Genomic DNA, 16363 nt, shown 5'->3' with positions numbered 1-16363 from the left:
CATCGCTCAATAAGGAATAAACCATGAATCGAACATTGCCTGCGCTGATGTTGCTGTGTCTCGGTCTGATCCTGGCGGCCTGCGGCGGGGAACAGAGCCACAAATTGCAGAGCCCGGATGGCCGCATTGCAGTGACACTGGAGCTGAATGATCAGGGCCAACTGCATTACTCGATTCAGCGCGACGGTTCTGTAGTGCTGCAGCCTTCGCAGATGGGGTTGGTACTGGCGGACCGCGACCTCAGTCGCGATCTGCGCAACCTGGGCGCGGGCGCGGCCAGCCAGGTACGCGGCGACTATGCCATGGTGCAAGGCAAGCGGCGGGTGATCGACTACCGCGCCAACGAACAGGTCTATCGCGTGGAAAATGCCGATGGCGAAACCTTGGAGATAACCCTGCGCGTATTCGACGACGGCGTGGCCTTCCGCTACCGGGTAGCAGGCGATACACAGGGCGAATACGAGGTGCAGGAGGAAACCACCAGTTTCGCCTTTGCCGCCGACAGCCGCGCCTGGCTGCAACCGGTGGCGGTGGCGCAGACCGGCTGGTCCAACACCAACCCGTCCTACGAAGAGCACTACCAGATGGATATTCCGGTCGGCGAGGCGTCGCCGTCCGAGGCCGGCTGGATTTTCCCTGCGCTCTTCCACACCGCCGGCGGCTGGGCCCTGATCTCGGAAGCAGATATGGACGGCAGTTACCATGCATCGCGGCTGCAGGCGGAATCCCCCAACGGCGAATACCGCATCGGCTACCCGATGGCGCCGGAGAAATTTACCAATGGTGCGCTGATGGCGCAGGCGGAGCTGCCGCTCGAGTCCCCCTGGCGCGTCATTGCCATCGGCGACCTGGCCGATGTGACGCAGTCGACCCTCGGCACTGACCTGGCCGAACCGGCCGTCGCCGCCATGCCCTGGGTCAAGCCGGGGCTGGCCAGCTGGAGCTGGGCGCTGCTGAAAGACCCGTCGGTGAACTACGAAACCCAGGTCCGTTTTATCGACTATGCGTCGGAAATGGGTTGGCCCTACACGCTGGTGGATGCGGACTGGGACCGCAATATCGGCTACGAAAAAATCGCCGAACTGGCGGACTACGCCGCGCAGAAGAATGTCCGCCTGCTGCTCTGGTACAACTCCTCCGGCGCCTGGAACAAGACCGAGTACAGCCCCAAGGGCGCACTGCTGACCCGCGAACAGCGCCGCGCGGAATTCGCGCGCCTGCAGCGGATGGGGATCGCCGGCATCAAGGTGGATTTCTTCGCCGGCGACGGCCAGTCGATGATCGCCTACTACCGGGATATTCTCGAAGACGCGGCGGACTTCAAATTGCTGGTCAATTTCCACGGCGCCACACTGCCGCGCGGACTGCATCGCACCTTCCCGAACATGATGACCTCGGAAGCGGTGCACGGCTTCGAGATGATCACCTTTATGCAGAAGTCCGCGGACCTGGCGGCTACGCATATGGCCATGCTGCCGTTTACGCGCAATGTCTTCGATCCGATGGATTTTACCCCCACGGCCTTTTCCGAGATCCCCAACATACATCGCCGCACCAGCAACGGCTTCGAGCTGGCGCTGCCGGTGCTCTTCCTGTCCGGCCTGCAGCATATCGCCGAGACCGACGAGGGCATGGCGCAGGTGCCCGACTATGTGCGGGATTACCTGGGCGATATTCCCGTCGTCTGGGACGAGAGCCGCCTGCTGGACGGCTACCCGGGCAAGTTCGCGGTGATGGCCCGCCGCAGCGGAGACACTTGGTATATAGCCGGTATCAACGGCGAGGATGAAGCCAGGAACCTGCAGTTGGACCTGTCATTTATCGGTTCGCGCGTGGGCGAGCTGATCACCGACGGCGACACGCCGCGCGAGTTGGCCCGCAGCGAAGTGGAAACCGGCAGTGCCGTGGCGGTGGAAATGCAGGGCCGAGGTGGTTTCACAATGAAATTCCCGGCTGCGGGCTTGGCAAAAAACTGAATAGTATCTGTAGGAGCGCTCCCGGCCGGACCGCTCCCGGCCGGACCGCTCCTACAGGACAGAATAATGTTGCCGAACGAGGTACCCATGACAAAAAAATGCATGAATACACGCTGGTCCGCCGCACTACTCGCGTGCCTGGCGCTAGCTGCCTGCAAGCCCCCCGAAAAAGGGGCGGAATCGGCAAACAAAGAGCAGCCGGCCGCAGCAGTAGAGAGTGATGAAATCCAACTCCCCCAAGGCATGTTCGCCAACCCCCTCTTCGCCAACGGCGCCGATCCCTGGCTGGAGTACTACGACGGCAACTATTACCTGACCACCACCACCTGGACCTCGCAACTGGTGATGCGCAAATCGCCGACCCTGGACGGCCTCGCCACCGCCGCACCGGTCAATATCTGGTCCGATATCGACCCGGCGCGCTGCTGCAATTTCTGGGCCTTCGAGTTCCACCGCCTGGACGGCCCCAGCGGCGCGCGCTGGTACCTGATGTACACCTCCGGCCAGCACGGCACCCTCGACCACCAGCACCTGTCGGTACTGGAGAGTGTCGGCGACGACCCCATGGGCCCCTACGTCTACAAGGGCTCGCCGATGCCGGACAGCTGGAATATCGACGGCTCCTATCTCGAGCACGAGGGCCAGCTGTACCTGCTCTGGTCCGAGTGGGTCGGCGACGAGCAGCTGAACTGGATTTCCAGAATGACCAACCCCTGGACCATCGAGGGCCCGCGGGTGGTGCTGACCCGCCCGGAAGCCGAGTGGGAGAAGAGCGGCCGCAAGGTCAACGAGGGCCCGGAAATCCTCGAGAGGGACGGCCGCACCTTCCTGATCTACTCCGCCAGCTTCTGCGATACCCCGGACTACAAACTGGCGATGAAGGAACTCACCGGCGACGACCCGATGAACCCTGAGCACTGGACCAAGTCCCCTGAACCGGTATTCCAGCGCGGCAACGGCGTCTTCGGCCCCGGCCACAACGGCTTCTTCAAGTCCCCGGACGGCACGGAAGACTGGATCGTCTACCACGGCAACTCCAGGGAGACCGACGGCTGCAGCGCGACCCGCTCGGTGCGCGCACAGAAATTTACCTGGAATAAAGACGGCACCCCGAACTTCGGCGAGCCGGTGCCCGAGGGCCAGCCGCAGAAACTGCCGGCCGGCGAAAACGGCCCGCTCACCGTGCAGCTGCAGGGCGCCCGGTGGCAACTGGTGAATGCCAAAGGCGGGGAATGCCTGGCCGGCTCGGAACTGGGCAGCTGCGGAGACAGCAGTGCGCGCTGGGTGCTCGACAATACCGCCGACGGCGCCTATCGCCTGGCGAACGTCGCCAGCGGCAATTTCCTCGGCGCCGAGCGCGAGCTGTCCCCCTGGAACAACACCGAGGCGCAGCGCTGGCAGCTGCAGCAGGATGAAAACGGCTGGTCAACACTGACCAACCGCCAGACCGGACAGGCGCTGGCCGCCGCAGGCTGCAGCGGCGACGGCTGCGAGCGCTGGCGCCTGCAGCCGGCGGAGGAAGTCGCCATCGCCAGCGTGCAGAGCGGCCGTGTACTGCAGGGTTGCAGCAACGTTGCCGCGATCAGACAGGGCGCCTGGAACGGCGGCGACTGCCAGCGCTGGACGCTAAAGCCCAGCGGCGAAGCCGGTTTCCTCCACATTGCCGCCGGCGGCCAGTGTATGACGATCGAGAACAACGCCGTGGTGCCCGGTGCCGCAGCGATTCCCGGCAGCTGCGACAGCCCCGGCAGCCAGTGGCGCCTGGAGCCGCTGGCCGACGGCAGCCTGCGCATCCTCAACCGGGAGAGCAAGCTCAGCCTGGACCTGGCCCACTGCGGCCTGGCCGAAGGCACTGAACTGGCCCAGGCACCCTGGGCAGATAGCGACTGCCAGAAGTTCCAGCTGCGCAGAATTCCCGCGAGGGGTTAAGAGAATTAAGGGAATTCCCCATGTAGGAGCGGCGGTTGGCCGCGATCGATGGTGGAAAAATCCCAAAGCCCGATCGCGGCCAACGGCCGCTCCTACAGGGCATATCGTCATCCCGGCGCAGGCCGGAATCCAGGTGCCACCAAACTGGATACCGGACTGCGCCGGTATGACGACATTGTGCCGGGACGATTAAATAGGGCAGTACCAAAGCCACCAGAATCAAGTTTGTTGTTGCGCGCCTGTTTCTATCGGGCTTGGGTGGTTACATCGTCGATGTATACCACCTTTTTTTTGCAGTACCCCCAACAGCCCCCTCTCTCCCTTGGGAGAGGGGGCAGGAATCAATAATCAACACAGAGAGAAAACCCATGAAACTATCTTCACAAAAATGGCGGGCTCCCAAAAAATGGCTGGCGGCCGCCGCCTGCAGCCTCTCGGCCTCGGCCTTCGCCGCCGACGGCATCACCAGCATCGAGATCGACAGCACCAAACCCGGTGCGACCATTCACCGCGATATCTACGGCCAGTTCGCCGAACACCTGGGCCGCGGCATCTACGAGGGCATCTGGGTCGGCGAGGACTCCGAAATCGAAAACACCCGCGGCTTCCGCACCGATGTGATCGAGGCGCTGCGGGAAATCCAGGTGCCGCTGGTGCGCTGGCCCGGCGGCTGCTTCGCCGATGAATACCACTGGCGCGACGGCATAGGCCCGCGGGACAAGCGCCCGGTGCGGGTCAACACCCACTGGGGCGGCGTGCCCGAGGACAACGCCTTCGGCACCCACGAATTCTTCGAACTGGTGGAACTGCTCGGCGCCGAGGCCTATGTGAACGGCAACCTGGGTACCGGCAGTCCGCGGGAAATGGCCGAGTGGCTGGAATACATGACCGGCGACAGCAATTCCGTGGTGGTGGAGGAGCGCCGCCAGAACGGCCGCGACAAGCCGTGGAAGGTCGCCTACTTCGGTGTCGGCAACGAGGCCTGGGGCTGCGGTGGCCATATGCGCCCTGAGTACTACGCCGACCTCTACAACCACTTCGCCACCTTCCTGAAAACGCCCCACGGCGCCAAGCCCAAATTCGTCGCCAGTGGCGGCTCCGACGTGCGCACCGACTGGACCGAGGTGCTGAGCGCGAACATCAAGCGGAATATCGACGGTATCAGCCACCACTACTACACACTGCCCACGGGCGAGTGGAACGACAAGGGCGATGCCACCGGCTTCGGCGAGGACCAGTGGATCTCCACCTTGTGGCAGACGCTGCGCATGGACGAATTCATCCGCAAGAATGAAAAAGTGCTGGACAAGAACGACCCGGAGAAGAAGCTCGGTTTCTACGTGGACGAGTGGGGCACCTGGTACAACCCGGAAGAGGGCAGGGAACCCGGCTTCCTCTACCAGCAGAACACTCTGCGCGACGCGGTGGTGGCCGCCCTCAACTTCAATATCTTCCACGAGCACGCCGAGCGGGTGCGCATGACCAATATCGCGCAGATGGTGAACGTACTGCAGGCGATGATCCTCACCGACAAGGAAAAAATGGTCCTGACCCCCACCTATCATGTCTACGGCATGTACAAGGTCTTCCAGGATGCCACATCCCTGCCGCTGGAAATCGGCAACCCGCGCAGCTACCAGCTGGGCGACAAGACCGTCCCCGCCATCAGCGCCTCCGCCGCCCGCGGCAAAGACGGCAAGCTGTACCTGTCCCTGGTAAACCTGGACCCGAAGACCGCGCAGCAGGTATCGGTGAAAGTGAAGGGTGCGGAAGTGACCGAGGCGGAAGGGCAGCTGCTGACCGCCGGAGCCATGGACGCGCGCAACACCTTCGACAAGCCCCAGGCGGTCAAGCCCGCCGGCTACAGCGCCGAGGCGGAGACCGGTTTGCTGACACTGGATGTGCCGGCCAAATCGGTATTGGTGGTGGCCCTGAACCGGTAAGCCGCCGTGGCGGCCATCAAAGACGCCCCCTCGCCACCCTGTGATACCATCGTGGTCATTGAGTGCCGAGCCCGGATACCGGGCCCGGACAAATAATGATATACAGGCACTTCTAAAAATCGTCATTCCCGCGACTCGCCAGAGCAGCGAAGCTAACGCGGGAATCCAGAAGCTCCGTGGCTACTGGCCCCCCATCTTCGCGGGGGTGACGAGAACTGAATTTTTAGAGGTACCCATAACGATGAATCAGGTTTTTAGGGATGAAACTGGCTTATATCTTCCGGGGGCTTCTGCTGCTCTGCCTGTTTGGCGGGGCTCGTGCGGATACACTGGAGGTCACACCGGATCTGCAGCCGACAACGCTGACGCCGGTCCTGCGCCTGCTTGAAGACCCCACGGGTGAACTGAAATTCGAGCAGTTGCTGACGCCCGAATACCAGGCGCAGCTGCAGCCCCGGAACAAAGGTTCGGCCAACTTCGGTTTTACCCGATCCGCCTACTGGGTGGCTTTTACGCTGCGCAACCCCACCGACAGGCCGCTGTCCCTGCTGATAAGGCAGGACTATCCGCTGATCGATCACCTGGATTTCTGGGCGCAGGACGAGAGCGGGAAGTGGCGACAACTTTCCACCGGCGACAGGCTTCCATTCGACAGCCGCCCTGTGGCGCTACGCGATTTTGTATTTCCCGTTGAATTGCCAGCGCAAAGCCAGCACACCTACTACCTGCGCTACGCCAGCCAGGGCTCCCTCAATATCGGCCTGTCCGTCAGCAGCGACACGGCATTCCTGCCGCAACTGAATGTCGAGCAGCTGCTGCTGGGGATCTACTACGGCGGCTTCGTGGTGCTGGTGTTCTACAACTTCTTCCTGTTTATGGCGGTGCGGGACAGGGCCTATGTCTACTACATGTGCTATGCGATCAGCTATGGCCTCTATTTCGGCGTGCACAACGGCGTATCCTTCCAGTTTGTCTGGCCCGGCAATCCCTGGCTCGCCAACCACAGCCTGTTGGTACTGCTCGGCCTGTCGGTGATTTTTGGCATTCTGTTCGTGCGCGAAGTCTGTTCCGGACCGCAGCTGGCGCCGCGCACGGACGGGCTGCTGCGGCTGCTGCAGTACCTCATGATATCGCTGACCGCTATTGCCCCCTTTGCCAGCTATCGCCTGATGATCCCGGTTTTCTCGATGCTCACCCTGGTGGGCTGCGTGATCGTGCTGGTCATGGGCACCATCAGCCTGCTGCGGGGCTCGGTTTCGGCGCGCTACCTGGTGGTGGGCTGGGCCACGGTGTTGAGCAGTGTCATTATCTTTATGCTCAAAACCTTTGGCTGGCTGCCGCACAACGGCTTTACCCACAACGCCTTCCAGGTAGGGGCGTTGGTCGAGATGGTGTTGCTGTCACTGGCGCTCGGTGCCAGGGTGCGGGAAATCCATAAACTGGGGTACACTGATGAGCTCTCGCGCCTCTACAATCGCCGTTTTTTCGACGGGCAGCTGCCACGGGAATTCGATCTGGCGAAGCGTTCGGGTACCTCGCTGTCGTTGCTGGTGCTCGACCTGGACCACTTCAAAGCCATCAATGATCGTTACGGCCACCGCCAGGGCGACTTGGCTATCCGCGCTGTGGGGCAGCTGATCGAGAAATACACACGGAAGCCGGCACTGGCCTGCCGCTATGGCGGCGAGGAGTTCGTACTGCTGCTGCCGCGCACAACAGGGGAGCAGGCGGCTGTGCTGGCGGAGCGTCTGGTGCGCGTGGTGGCCGAACTGGATTTCCATCGGATGCCGCTGACAATCAGCATTGGAGTGGCCAGTTTCGAAGACGGTAGCTTCAGTACGGCGGTGCAGCTGTTTGAGGCCGCGGATGCGGCGCTCTATCGGGCCAAGGAGGAGGGACGGAATCGGGTGGCAGTTGCTCCGCTGAAGAAAGACAAGGATGTGAGCGCCGGGTTCAGGGAGAGAAGGGAAGAAGTATCGGCTTAATGGCACTAAGTTAAGTCGCGCACAGTGATTTTCGTAGGATGGGCAAAGCGCAGGCCGAAAACTGCGTCCGTGCGTTTTCGGCATCCCCGCCATCCATGGCGGGCTCGTGCCCATCAACGCCGCGGAAGATGGGCACGTCGCTACGCTCCTTTGCCCATCCTACAAGGGAGGACAGGCTTAACGCGGGTGCTTCCGTGACAAGGTTCCACTTATGGTTTTAACACCCCCTCACTGGCCAGCAACGCGCCGATAGCTTCTTCTATCTCCACCAGCTGCGCCTCCCGCGCGAAGCCGATACAGCCGGTGTAATGATCCACTTCCTTGTTCAATTCGGGGGACTGGATTTTTATCCTGACGGATGGGTGGTCCGTCCTCAGCTCCTTGCAGGCCCCTTTGTTGCCCCAGCCGTACTGGTCTTCAAAACCGGCAAAGCCGTTCTTCTGCATCAGTTCCACCAGCTGCCTGAAACTGTCCGGCGATACGGTGCCGGTGACCACTTTGTCTGATTTCGTATGCTGCTTTCCGTCGAACAGGTAGTGCCCGTCGGAACGCAGGTAGAAGGTGTATACCGGGCAGGCGCCCAGGCAGGGGGAGGTGGATACCCGTATAACCGAGTCATTGGTTTCAGCTGCGTCGGCGGCAGTGGCTGCGCAGAGCAACAGATAAATCAAGTATTTCATGGTTTTCGGCCTTTGCCGTGTTGTCGGGCCAAGCAGAGCTTGGATATTCAGGATTGGTTGCCGAGTGTGCGTTGCCAGTAGCCAACGTCTATCCATCGATCAAACTTGAAGCCAACCTCCCTGAAGTGGGCGACCTTCTCCATACCAAACTTTTCATGCAGGGCTATGCTGGCCTCGTTGGGCAGGGCTATGCCGCTTATGACCGAGTGAATGGAACGGTTTTCCAGCCCTGCAAACAGTGCCTCGTACAGCCTGGAGCCCCAGCCCCGGGACTTTGACGCGCTACGTAGATAAATGGTGGACTCCACGGAGTAGCGGTAGGCGCAGCGACCTTTCCACTTTGTGGCGTAGGCATAGCCAACAATGGCTCCCGCATCCTCGGCGACCAGCCAGGGCAGTCCGGAAGTGAGGTTGTCCTCCATTCGGCTGGCCATCTCCTGGGGAGAAACCGCCTCCTCCTCAAATGTAATCACCGTCTCGCGGACATAGTGATTGTAAATATCGGCGATTTGCGGGGCATCGCGGGTGGTTGCGGGGCGGATCATTGGTCCTCCAGTGTCAATCGCTTTGGTATGGTCGGTTAAGCATGTGTCCTGGTCAATGTCATGTGACCTGACGGTTTAAGCCGCCCCTGTAGGAGCCTGTTTGCAGGCGAATGGCTACGGAACGCCGTCCTTGTTCGCCTGCGAGCAGGCTCCGACAGGAAGACTTCTCCCTCCTAAACAGCCATTCTTAACAGGGTAATCTGCCAGCATGAGGTAAGCCTATGAAAAGGCATTAATTGCTCGTAAGACAGGTTTTCTGACGGAGCGATGTCCCGGTATCGCTCTCCAAAATTGGTACGTATTTGGCGTTTCTAGTGTGATAACATCGCCATTATGCGCGCCGTGCAGGGAAGCGGAGCCTGCAGAGACAATGACAAAACGGTGATACGGGCTTTTAGGGATGAAACTGGCTTACACCTTCTGGGGGCTTCTGCTGCTCTGCCTGGCTGGCGGCGCCCAGGCGTCTGCGCTCACGGTCAGCCCCGACCTGCAACCCACATCCCTGACCCCCTACCTGCGCCTGCTGGAAGATCCTTCCGGCCAGCTGGAATTCGAACAGCTGCAGACGCCCGAGTATCAGGCGCAACTGCAGCCCTGGACCCGGTCCTCCGCCAACTTCGGCTTCAGCCGCTCCGCCTACTGGGCGGCCTTCACCCTGCGCAACCCCGGCGATCGGCCGCTGCCGCTGGTCATCCGCCAGGACTACCTGCTGATCGACCACCTGGATTTCTGGGCACAGGACGATAGCGGCCAATGGCACAGGCGGGCCACCGGCGACCGGCTGCCGTTTGACAGTCGCGGCCTGGCGCTGCGGGATTTCGTCTTCCCGGTGACCCTGCCCGCCCGGAGCGAGCGCACCTTCTACCTGCGCTACGCCACCCAGGGCTCGCTCAATATCGGCCTGTCCGTCAGCAGCGAGACCGCCTTCCTGCCGCGGCTGAGCCTGGAGCAGCTGCTGCTGGGCATCTACTACGGCGGCTTCCTGGTGCTGGTGATCTACAACCTGTTCCTGTTTATCGCCGTGCGCGACAGTGCCTATGTCTACTACATGGGCTATGCGCTCAGTTACGGCCTCTATTTCAGCGTTCACAACGGCATCTCCTTCCAGTTCCTGTGGCCCGGCAACCCCTGGCTGGCCAACGAGAGCCTGGTGATACTATTGGGGCTGTCCACCATCTTCGGCACCCAGTTCGCCCGCGAGGTCTGCGCCGGCCGGCAACTGGCGCCGCGCACCGACTGGGTCGCGCGCACGCTGATGTACTCCCTGATACCCCTGACGCTGGTGGCCCCCTTCTTCAGTTACCGTCCGATGATCCTGATCTTCGCGGTCCTCACCCTGGTCCTCTGCGTGGTACTGCTCGCGCTCGGCACCATCAGCCTGTTGCGGGGCTCGATTTCGGCGCGCTACTTTATGGTCGGCTGGGTCGCGCTGCTGGCCAGCGTGATCGTCTACCTGCTCAAGGCCTTCGGCCTGCTGCCCCACAACGGCCTGACCCAGAACGCCTTCCAGGTAGGGGCGCTGGTGGAGATGGTGCTGCTGTCCCTGGCGCTGGGCGCGCGGGTCAGCGAGATCCAGAAGCGCGGCTACACCGACGAGCTCTCCCGCCTCTACAACCGCCGCTACTTCGACGAACAGCTGCCGCGGGAATTCAACTTCGCCGCCCGTTCCGGCACGCCCCTGTCGCTGCTGGTGCTCGATCTGGACCACTTCAAGGAGATCAACGACCGCTACGGCCACCGCCGCGGCGACCAGGCCATCCGCGCCGTCGGCCAGCTGATCCGCAGAAAGGTGCGCAAACCGGTCCTGGCCTGCCGCTACGGCGGCGAGGAGTTCGCGATACTGCTGCCGCGCACCAGTGGCGAACAGGCCGCGGTGCTGGCGGAGCGGCTGGTACTCAGGGTGGCGGAGCTGGAGCTGGACGGTATGTCGCTGACCACCAGTATCGGCGTGGCCAGTTTTGAAAAAGGCAACTTCGGTGCGGCGGTGCAGCTGTTCGAGGCCGCGGATGCGGCGCTGTATCGGGCCAAGCAGGAGGGGCGGAATAGGGTGGTGGTGTGCCCCCCGATTGTGAAGGCGGAGTGTAGTGTCAAACCAGTTGGGGAAAGTGAGGCAATATCTCCGTAATCGTATTGAACAAAGGTACCAGATAGGCCCGCTGCCGATTATGGGTTTTGTGCGTGAGCTATCCTCCCGCTGATGGCTGGGAGATTCGGTTGGGGCGGTGTGAGTTCGGATTGAAGTGTAAAGTGTCTATATTTGGACACTTGTGGCTAGATATAGACATGTCCGTATATAGACACTGTGTGTATATTTGCACACGCCTATGAATAAACTGCTAGCTTTAAGGAAGCGTAATGATTTGCATTGATGGTGAGGCAAAAATAGAATGCGCGCATTGTCACAGCTATTTCTACGTTTCCGGGAGTGACATAGATGTAGGACCAACGAGTTCTGTAGAAAGGAGTATGGGTTTTGAAGAATTCTATTATGGGTGTCAAGAATATAGGTGCCCTAACTGTGATGGTGATGTGACAATAGAGTGCGAAGGATCTGCATACCCAATTGGTGCACCTGTAGATTATGAGATTACGATTGCTGGGGGCGATCTTGTCACAGGCTTCGGGATTGATAAGCTCTTTTTTGATGAGCAGCTATATTCGTTTGAAGAAGAATCTCAATTATATCTCCCAGACAAAGAAATAATTACAACCAGTCTTGGATTCTGTGCAGAAGCAGTTATAGACGCTCTATCGAGAAACCCTAAGTTACTCTATGGGATGGATCCAAGGGCCTTTGAAGAGTTGATTGCTGAGATATTTTCTCGCAATGGGTTTGTTGTAGAGCTGACAAAACACACGAGAGATGGTGGCAGGGACATTATTGCGGTGAGATCTGATCTTGGTGTGAGATCAAAATATTTAATCGAGTGCAAGCGCTACGCGGAAAAAAATCCGGTTAGAATCGATTTAGTCAGAGCTTTATATGGGGTTCAGATGCAAGAAGGGGCCAACAAATCAATTTTGGCTACAACCTCATACTTCACACGTGACGCTAAAGAGTTTGCGTCAAAGCCGTCTACTACTGAGTGGTCTATGGATCTAAAGGATTACTATGATGTCGTTGGATGGATTCAGTCTTGTAAAATGAGCTAAACAAATGTGGGCACGGGACTCCAAAAGGCTTCGCCTTTTCGGTCCCGTACAACAGACGTTAGCTGAATACACACATCGAGATTCGTTATGGATGAAGAGTTAAAAATAAGGCTTAGAGGTGAAGGCATTAAGCCGGGCTTCGTGCGCTCAAAAGAGATTGCAGAAATCCTCGAATCAATCGAGGATATGGCAGTCGCTGAGGCATTAAAACAGAATCCTGAATTAAATAGAGAGGACATAATTGTTGGGTTCTATGCCATTGAGGACGAAAGTATTGGCCTAAAATTCAAAACCACATTCGCTGCTGCGGTAGTTTCTGCGTTTGTTTCTGCTGTAGAGGCGGTAGAGCGAAAAGAGTTTAATGCTCTTACACCTCAAAGCATGAATTCTCTAAAAATTGTCTCATCGTTCTCTAAGCGTCATTCTTGTGATGCAATCATTGGTTCAAGTGAAAATAGTGAAATTACGATAATTTCACCAAGTACTGAAATACCTTCCCCGTCATATATATTTGGCCAAACTGAAATTTTAGGGAAAGTAATACGAGTCGGAGGCAAGACTCCGAAGGCAATGATAGAGCTAATGGATGGTAGCACTTTGTATTGTGAAGTACCTGAGAATATTGCAAAGGAATTAGGACATAAGCTTTATTCTTTGGCAAAGTTCGAAGGAACTGCCAAATGGGAATCCAAAACACTTGAGCTTGATGAGTTTAAAATTCATACAGTAAAGGAATTCCCAAATGCAGACCCGGAGAAAGTACTGGGAGAGCTTTCAGGTATGGTCGGAGATGCTTTTTCCGGCATTAAAAATGTACCGGATTTTGTTTCTCGCCTTCGTAACGGCGGAGGTGATGAATAATGAAGTTGGTATGTGTAGATACTCATATTCTCATTTGGGGCATAAGAGAGCGTTCTGAAGATGGTCAGGAAATTATGATCCATCGAACCAAGGCTTTTATCGAATGGTGTAGATCAAATAAAACTACGATAATGGTTCCTTCTATAGTGGTTGGCGAGTTGCTTACTGCCATTGAGCCAGATCACCATGCGATGGTTGTTAATTTATTGGAAAGTGGTTTTGATCTGCCCTCCTATGATGCAAAGGCTGCGGCGCTGTTTGCTCGCTTATGGCGAGAAAAGCAAGACTCTGGCCTTGTCGCTAAACTGCAGTCGGAAATGCAAGCAACTAGGCAGGAGTTGAAAGCAGACTGCATGATTGTCGCAACCGCAATTACCCGCAATGCGGAAGTCCTATATAGCCATGATGCTAAGTTAAAGAAATTTGCAAATGGCAATTTAGACGTGAGAGAAATTCCAAAATTACAATATCAAGAGGGGCTGCAACTTGAGCCAGTCAGCTAACAAGGCCAAGCACAGCGACAGCTTTTCCGTTGCGACTTCGCCTCCACTACAAAGCTGCGCGTGTTGGCGGCGTTCAGGCTGTAGAAAAACTCGAGCGATTCTAGAGTAGATAAGTTTTTCGTGCGGAGAACGCCCTGAAATGCCTTTCGCCATGCAAAACAAGTCCAGAATTCACGTAGGAGCGCGATTTTCTGGATGAAATATAACCAGAGAGAAGAGGCTGGAGTTTTTCTACAGCCTCGTTACTAGCAGGCTGTTGAAAATCCCCCGCATAACAGCAGGGGCTTGGTAGAATACCGTATCCATAAATTTCGGGACAGTACAACAATGCGCGGTGCTGACATTACTCATGAGAACCTGTTCTCTACCGTTCACCTCGATACTTTTGTGCCGAAAGACCACCCATTGCGTGATTTGCGCAAGCTGTTTAACGAAGCCATGCATCGCATCAACTGGCTGTTCGATAGCGCCTACGCCGAGGGTGGCCGGGAATCGATCCCGCCGGAGCGGCTGCTTCGAGCACAGCTTCTGCAAATACTCTACAGTATTCGCAGTGAGCGACAACTGATGGAGCAAATGCATTACAACCTGCTGTTTCGGTGGTTTACCGGGCTCAGTATCGATGATCCCGTCTGGGATCACTCTACCTTCAGCAAGAATCGGGATCGCCTTCTGGAGCATGACATCATCCCCCAACTCTTCGCGGAAGTGGTTGAGATGGCGCACAAGAATAATCTGCTTAGCGTCGATCACTTCAGTGTCGATGGCACCCTTATTCAGGCTTGGGCCTCACAGAAGAGCTTCCGCCTCAAAGATCAAGAGGACGACGATAACGGCGGCGGCGGTCGCAACGCCGAAAGGAACTTTCACGGCGAGAAGCGTAGCAACAAGACCCATGAATCGAAAACCGATCCGGACGCAAGGAATTATCGAAAGTCCAAAAACAGCGAGGCCAAGCTGGCCTATCTCGGCCACTCGGTGATAGAGAATCGCAACGGCCTTGTCGTCAACGCCAGAGTCAGCTTGGCCAATGGCTACGGCGAACGAGAAACGGCTATCGACATACTGGCGGAACTTCCGGGGGAGCACCGGAAAACGGTGGGTGCCGACAAGAATTACGATACCAGAGACTTTGTAGACCAATGTAAAGGTATGCGGATCACACCGCATGTCGCGCAGAATACAGAACGCACAGGAGGTTCCGCCATCGATAGTCGCACCACACGTCACCCGGGTTACGAGATCAGCCAACAAAAGCGCAAGCGGGGCGAAGAACCCTTCGGATGGGGCAAGACGGTAGGCCTGTATCGACAGGTCAAGGTGCGAGGTCTTGCCCGAGTCAATGCCATCTTTCAGATGACGATGATTGGCTGGAATTTAACGCGAATGAGGAATTTACAGGCGCAGTGTGCCTGGTAGATGGAATTGACGGGGAGTCCCTCGCCATTTCCAGTTCAAATCGCTCTCAATGAGCGAAATCTCCAAAGAAAATGGCTGATTTTTGGTCGCCGGCCTAAAAATCCGGTTTTTTAAAGCCGGATTTCAACAGCCTGCTAAGTGTCAGAACTCGAGAGAACGACCATGATTGAAGAAATGTCTCATGTCCCGCCAGCATTGATAATGTTACATCAGGAGCTGGTAGGGAAGAGATCGTGGTCGGAAATGCGTAAAACACTAAAAGGGATGCTGAAAGAACTTAGGGATCAATCCGAGGGCTATTTCTATTATCAAGCTGAACACGGCAGAGAGATAGATTCATACAATAACTTTGAAGTTCATCTTCATGGTGCGATGGATTTATTAACTGGTGCTGGCTGTGAGGAACTTCCTTGCAGGGTTGCAACGGCAGAAAGAATATCACGAAGCATGGGGCTAATATCCGATCGTGTTTGGATGACAGATCTTCTGACCGAGAAATTTATTGATTTCGGTCGGCCCACAAATGATAAGTTAGATTATATTCTTGAAGATTTAATGGTTCTATTCATATTATATCCTTTGATTGCGAATGGAATTATCAAGTTTAGAACTCCCTGGATATTTGCTTGCTCCTCTTGTATGGAGGGATTCTATTCCCAAATTTCGGCAACGACAGAAGTTGTAGCAGAGGAATTTAAGTCAGAGTTTGACATCAAGAAAACCGCTGACGGATTTGTCGCAGATGTCGGGTCGTGTGTATATCCTTCAATCAAGCTTAGGGGATTTGACAAAAAGAAACCCAAGAAAATGGATTTTGTACGATCATGGACTGAAGAACAAATTAGGTCAATCTTCTGGACTGCTCGCGAAGCTTCGTTCACTGGCGGCGCAGTGATTTCTAACTCAAAAATAGGTTTGGCTGGTCTATTACAAAACGAGGGGCGGTTCATGAATCGGTCTTCGCTGCAATTATTAGATAGCGAAAGAGAGTTCTCCATACCTTGGGTAAGCTCTTTAAGCCCAGCGCAAGTCTTAGAATTGAGAGAAGAGGCCAGTGGGGCATTACCTCTATTCAGAGAGAAGATGTTCCAGATAATGTCCGCATCTGAATTAAGTGGAAAGTCACCTAAAGAACAAATTCTAGAATTGCGAGAACAAGCTGAACAGGTCAGGGTCGAGTTAAAACGAACTCAAAAAAATTCAGCCAAATACTGGAAAGTTACATATGGCCTCTTAGGGCTAGGTCTCTCTGCCTACGGGAGGGTGTTCAAAACTCTGTGTCAGCCAAATAGCCTCACAGGCTGATGTATTTCTCCAGGCGGTCCGGGAAGTGGATCGTCAGCTGTGATAGCGTCAGGTTCCAGTTCTG

The 16363-nt window shown here is 56.7% G+C and carries 12 protein-coding genes; 10 read left to right on the top strand and 2 right to left on the bottom strand.

Going from position 1 to position 16363, the window contains the following annotated elements; all coding sequences use genetic code 11:
* Positions 1–23: 23 nt before the first annotated feature.
* The 4 genes from AC6R19_RS20590 to AC6R19_RS20575 all read left to right on the top strand — a co-directional run bounded on the left by AC6R19_RS20590 (position 24) and on the right by AC6R19_RS20575 (position 7833).
* Positions 24–1976, top strand: a complete 1953-nt coding sequence (locus tag AC6R19_RS20590) for a glycoside hydrolase family 97 protein (RefSeq protein ID WP_500581755.1) — start codon at positions 24–26, stop codon at positions 1974–1976.
* Positions 1977–2078: 102 nt separating this feature from the next.
* Complete coding sequence (locus AC6R19_RS20585; protein ID WP_500581754.1) at positions 2079–3905, top strand: family 43 glycosylhydrolase; 1827 nt, start codon at positions 2079–2081, stop codon at positions 3903–3905.
* A 368-nt stretch (positions 3906–4273) separates the two neighbouring features.
* Positions 4274–5848 (top strand): alpha-N-arabinofuranosidase, encoded by a 1575-nt coding sequence (locus AC6R19_RS20580; RefSeq protein WP_500581753.1) that lies wholly within the window; start codon positions 4274–4276, stop codon positions 5846–5848.
* 260 nt (positions 5849–6108) lie between these two features.
* Positions 6109–7833 carry a 7TM diverse intracellular signaling domain-containing protein gene (locus tag AC6R19_RS20575; RefSeq protein WP_500581752.1) on the top strand — a complete coding sequence of 575 codons (1725 nt, stop codon included), beginning with the start codon at positions 6109–6111 and terminating at the stop codon, positions 7831–7833.
* Positions 7834–8042: 209 nt separating this feature from the next.
* Here AC6R19_RS20575 and AC6R19_RS20570 read toward each other — a convergent pair whose 3' ends face one another.
* Positions 8043–8513, bottom strand: coding sequence for a DUF6438 domain-containing protein (locus tag AC6R19_RS20570; protein ID WP_500581751.1), 471 nt, complete (start codon positions 8511–8513; stop codon positions 8043–8045).
* A gap of 47 nt (positions 8514–8560) precedes the next feature.
* Positions 8561–9058, bottom strand: coding sequence for an arsinothricin resistance N-acetyltransferase ArsN1 family B (locus AC6R19_RS20565; RefSeq protein WP_500581750.1), 498 nt, complete (start codon positions 9056–9058; stop codon positions 8561–8563).
* Positions 9059–9458: 400 nt separating this feature from the next.
* Here AC6R19_RS20565 and AC6R19_RS20560 point away from each other — a divergent pair, with 400 nt between their 5' ends.
* The 6 genes from AC6R19_RS20560 (at position 9459) to AC6R19_RS20535 (ending at position 16299) form a co-directional block, all read left to right on the top strand.
* The gene (locus AC6R19_RS20560) at positions 9459–11183 is read left to right on the top strand and encodes a 7TM diverse intracellular signaling domain-containing protein (RefSeq protein ID WP_500581749.1); all 1725 of its coding nucleotides are present in this window, start codon (positions 9459–9461) and stop codon (positions 11181–11183) included.
* A 230-nt stretch (positions 11184–11413) separates the two neighbouring features.
* Positions 11414–12211 (top strand): restriction endonuclease, encoded by a 798-nt coding sequence (locus AC6R19_RS20555; RefSeq protein WP_500581748.1) that lies wholly within the window; start codon positions 11414–11416, stop codon positions 12209–12211.
* An 87-nt stretch (positions 12212–12298) separates the two neighbouring features.
* The gene (locus AC6R19_RS20550; protein ID WP_500581747.1) at positions 12299–13072 is read left to right on the top strand and encodes a hypothetical protein; all 774 of its coding nucleotides are present in this window, start codon (positions 12299–12301) and stop codon (positions 13070–13072) included.
* A complete protein-coding gene (locus tag AC6R19_RS20545) occupies positions 13072–13575 on the top strand; it encodes a type II toxin-antitoxin system VapC family toxin (RefSeq protein WP_500581746.1) in 504 nt (167 codons plus the stop codon). The genes AC6R19_RS20550 and AC6R19_RS20545 overlap by 1 nt, the downstream gene beginning before the upstream one ends.
* 327 nt (positions 13576–13902) lie before the next feature.
* The gene (locus tag AC6R19_RS20540) at positions 13903–14994 is read left to right on the top strand and encodes an IS5 family transposase (RefSeq protein WP_500581745.1); all 1092 of its coding nucleotides are present in this window, start codon (positions 13903–13905) and stop codon (positions 14992–14994) included.
* A 162-nt stretch (positions 14995–15156) separates the two neighbouring features.
* A complete protein-coding gene (locus AC6R19_RS20535) occupies positions 15157–16299 on the top strand; it encodes a hypothetical protein (protein ID WP_500581744.1) in 1143 nt (380 codons plus the stop codon).
* The last annotated feature ends 64 nt before the right edge of the window (positions 16300–16363 follow it).

The sequence above is a fragment of the Microbulbifer sp. SE14 genome (genome assembly GCF_059834885.1).
The sequence above is the reverse complement of the archived record's forward strand: the minus strand, read 5'-3'. Positions and strand labels throughout refer to the sequence as shown.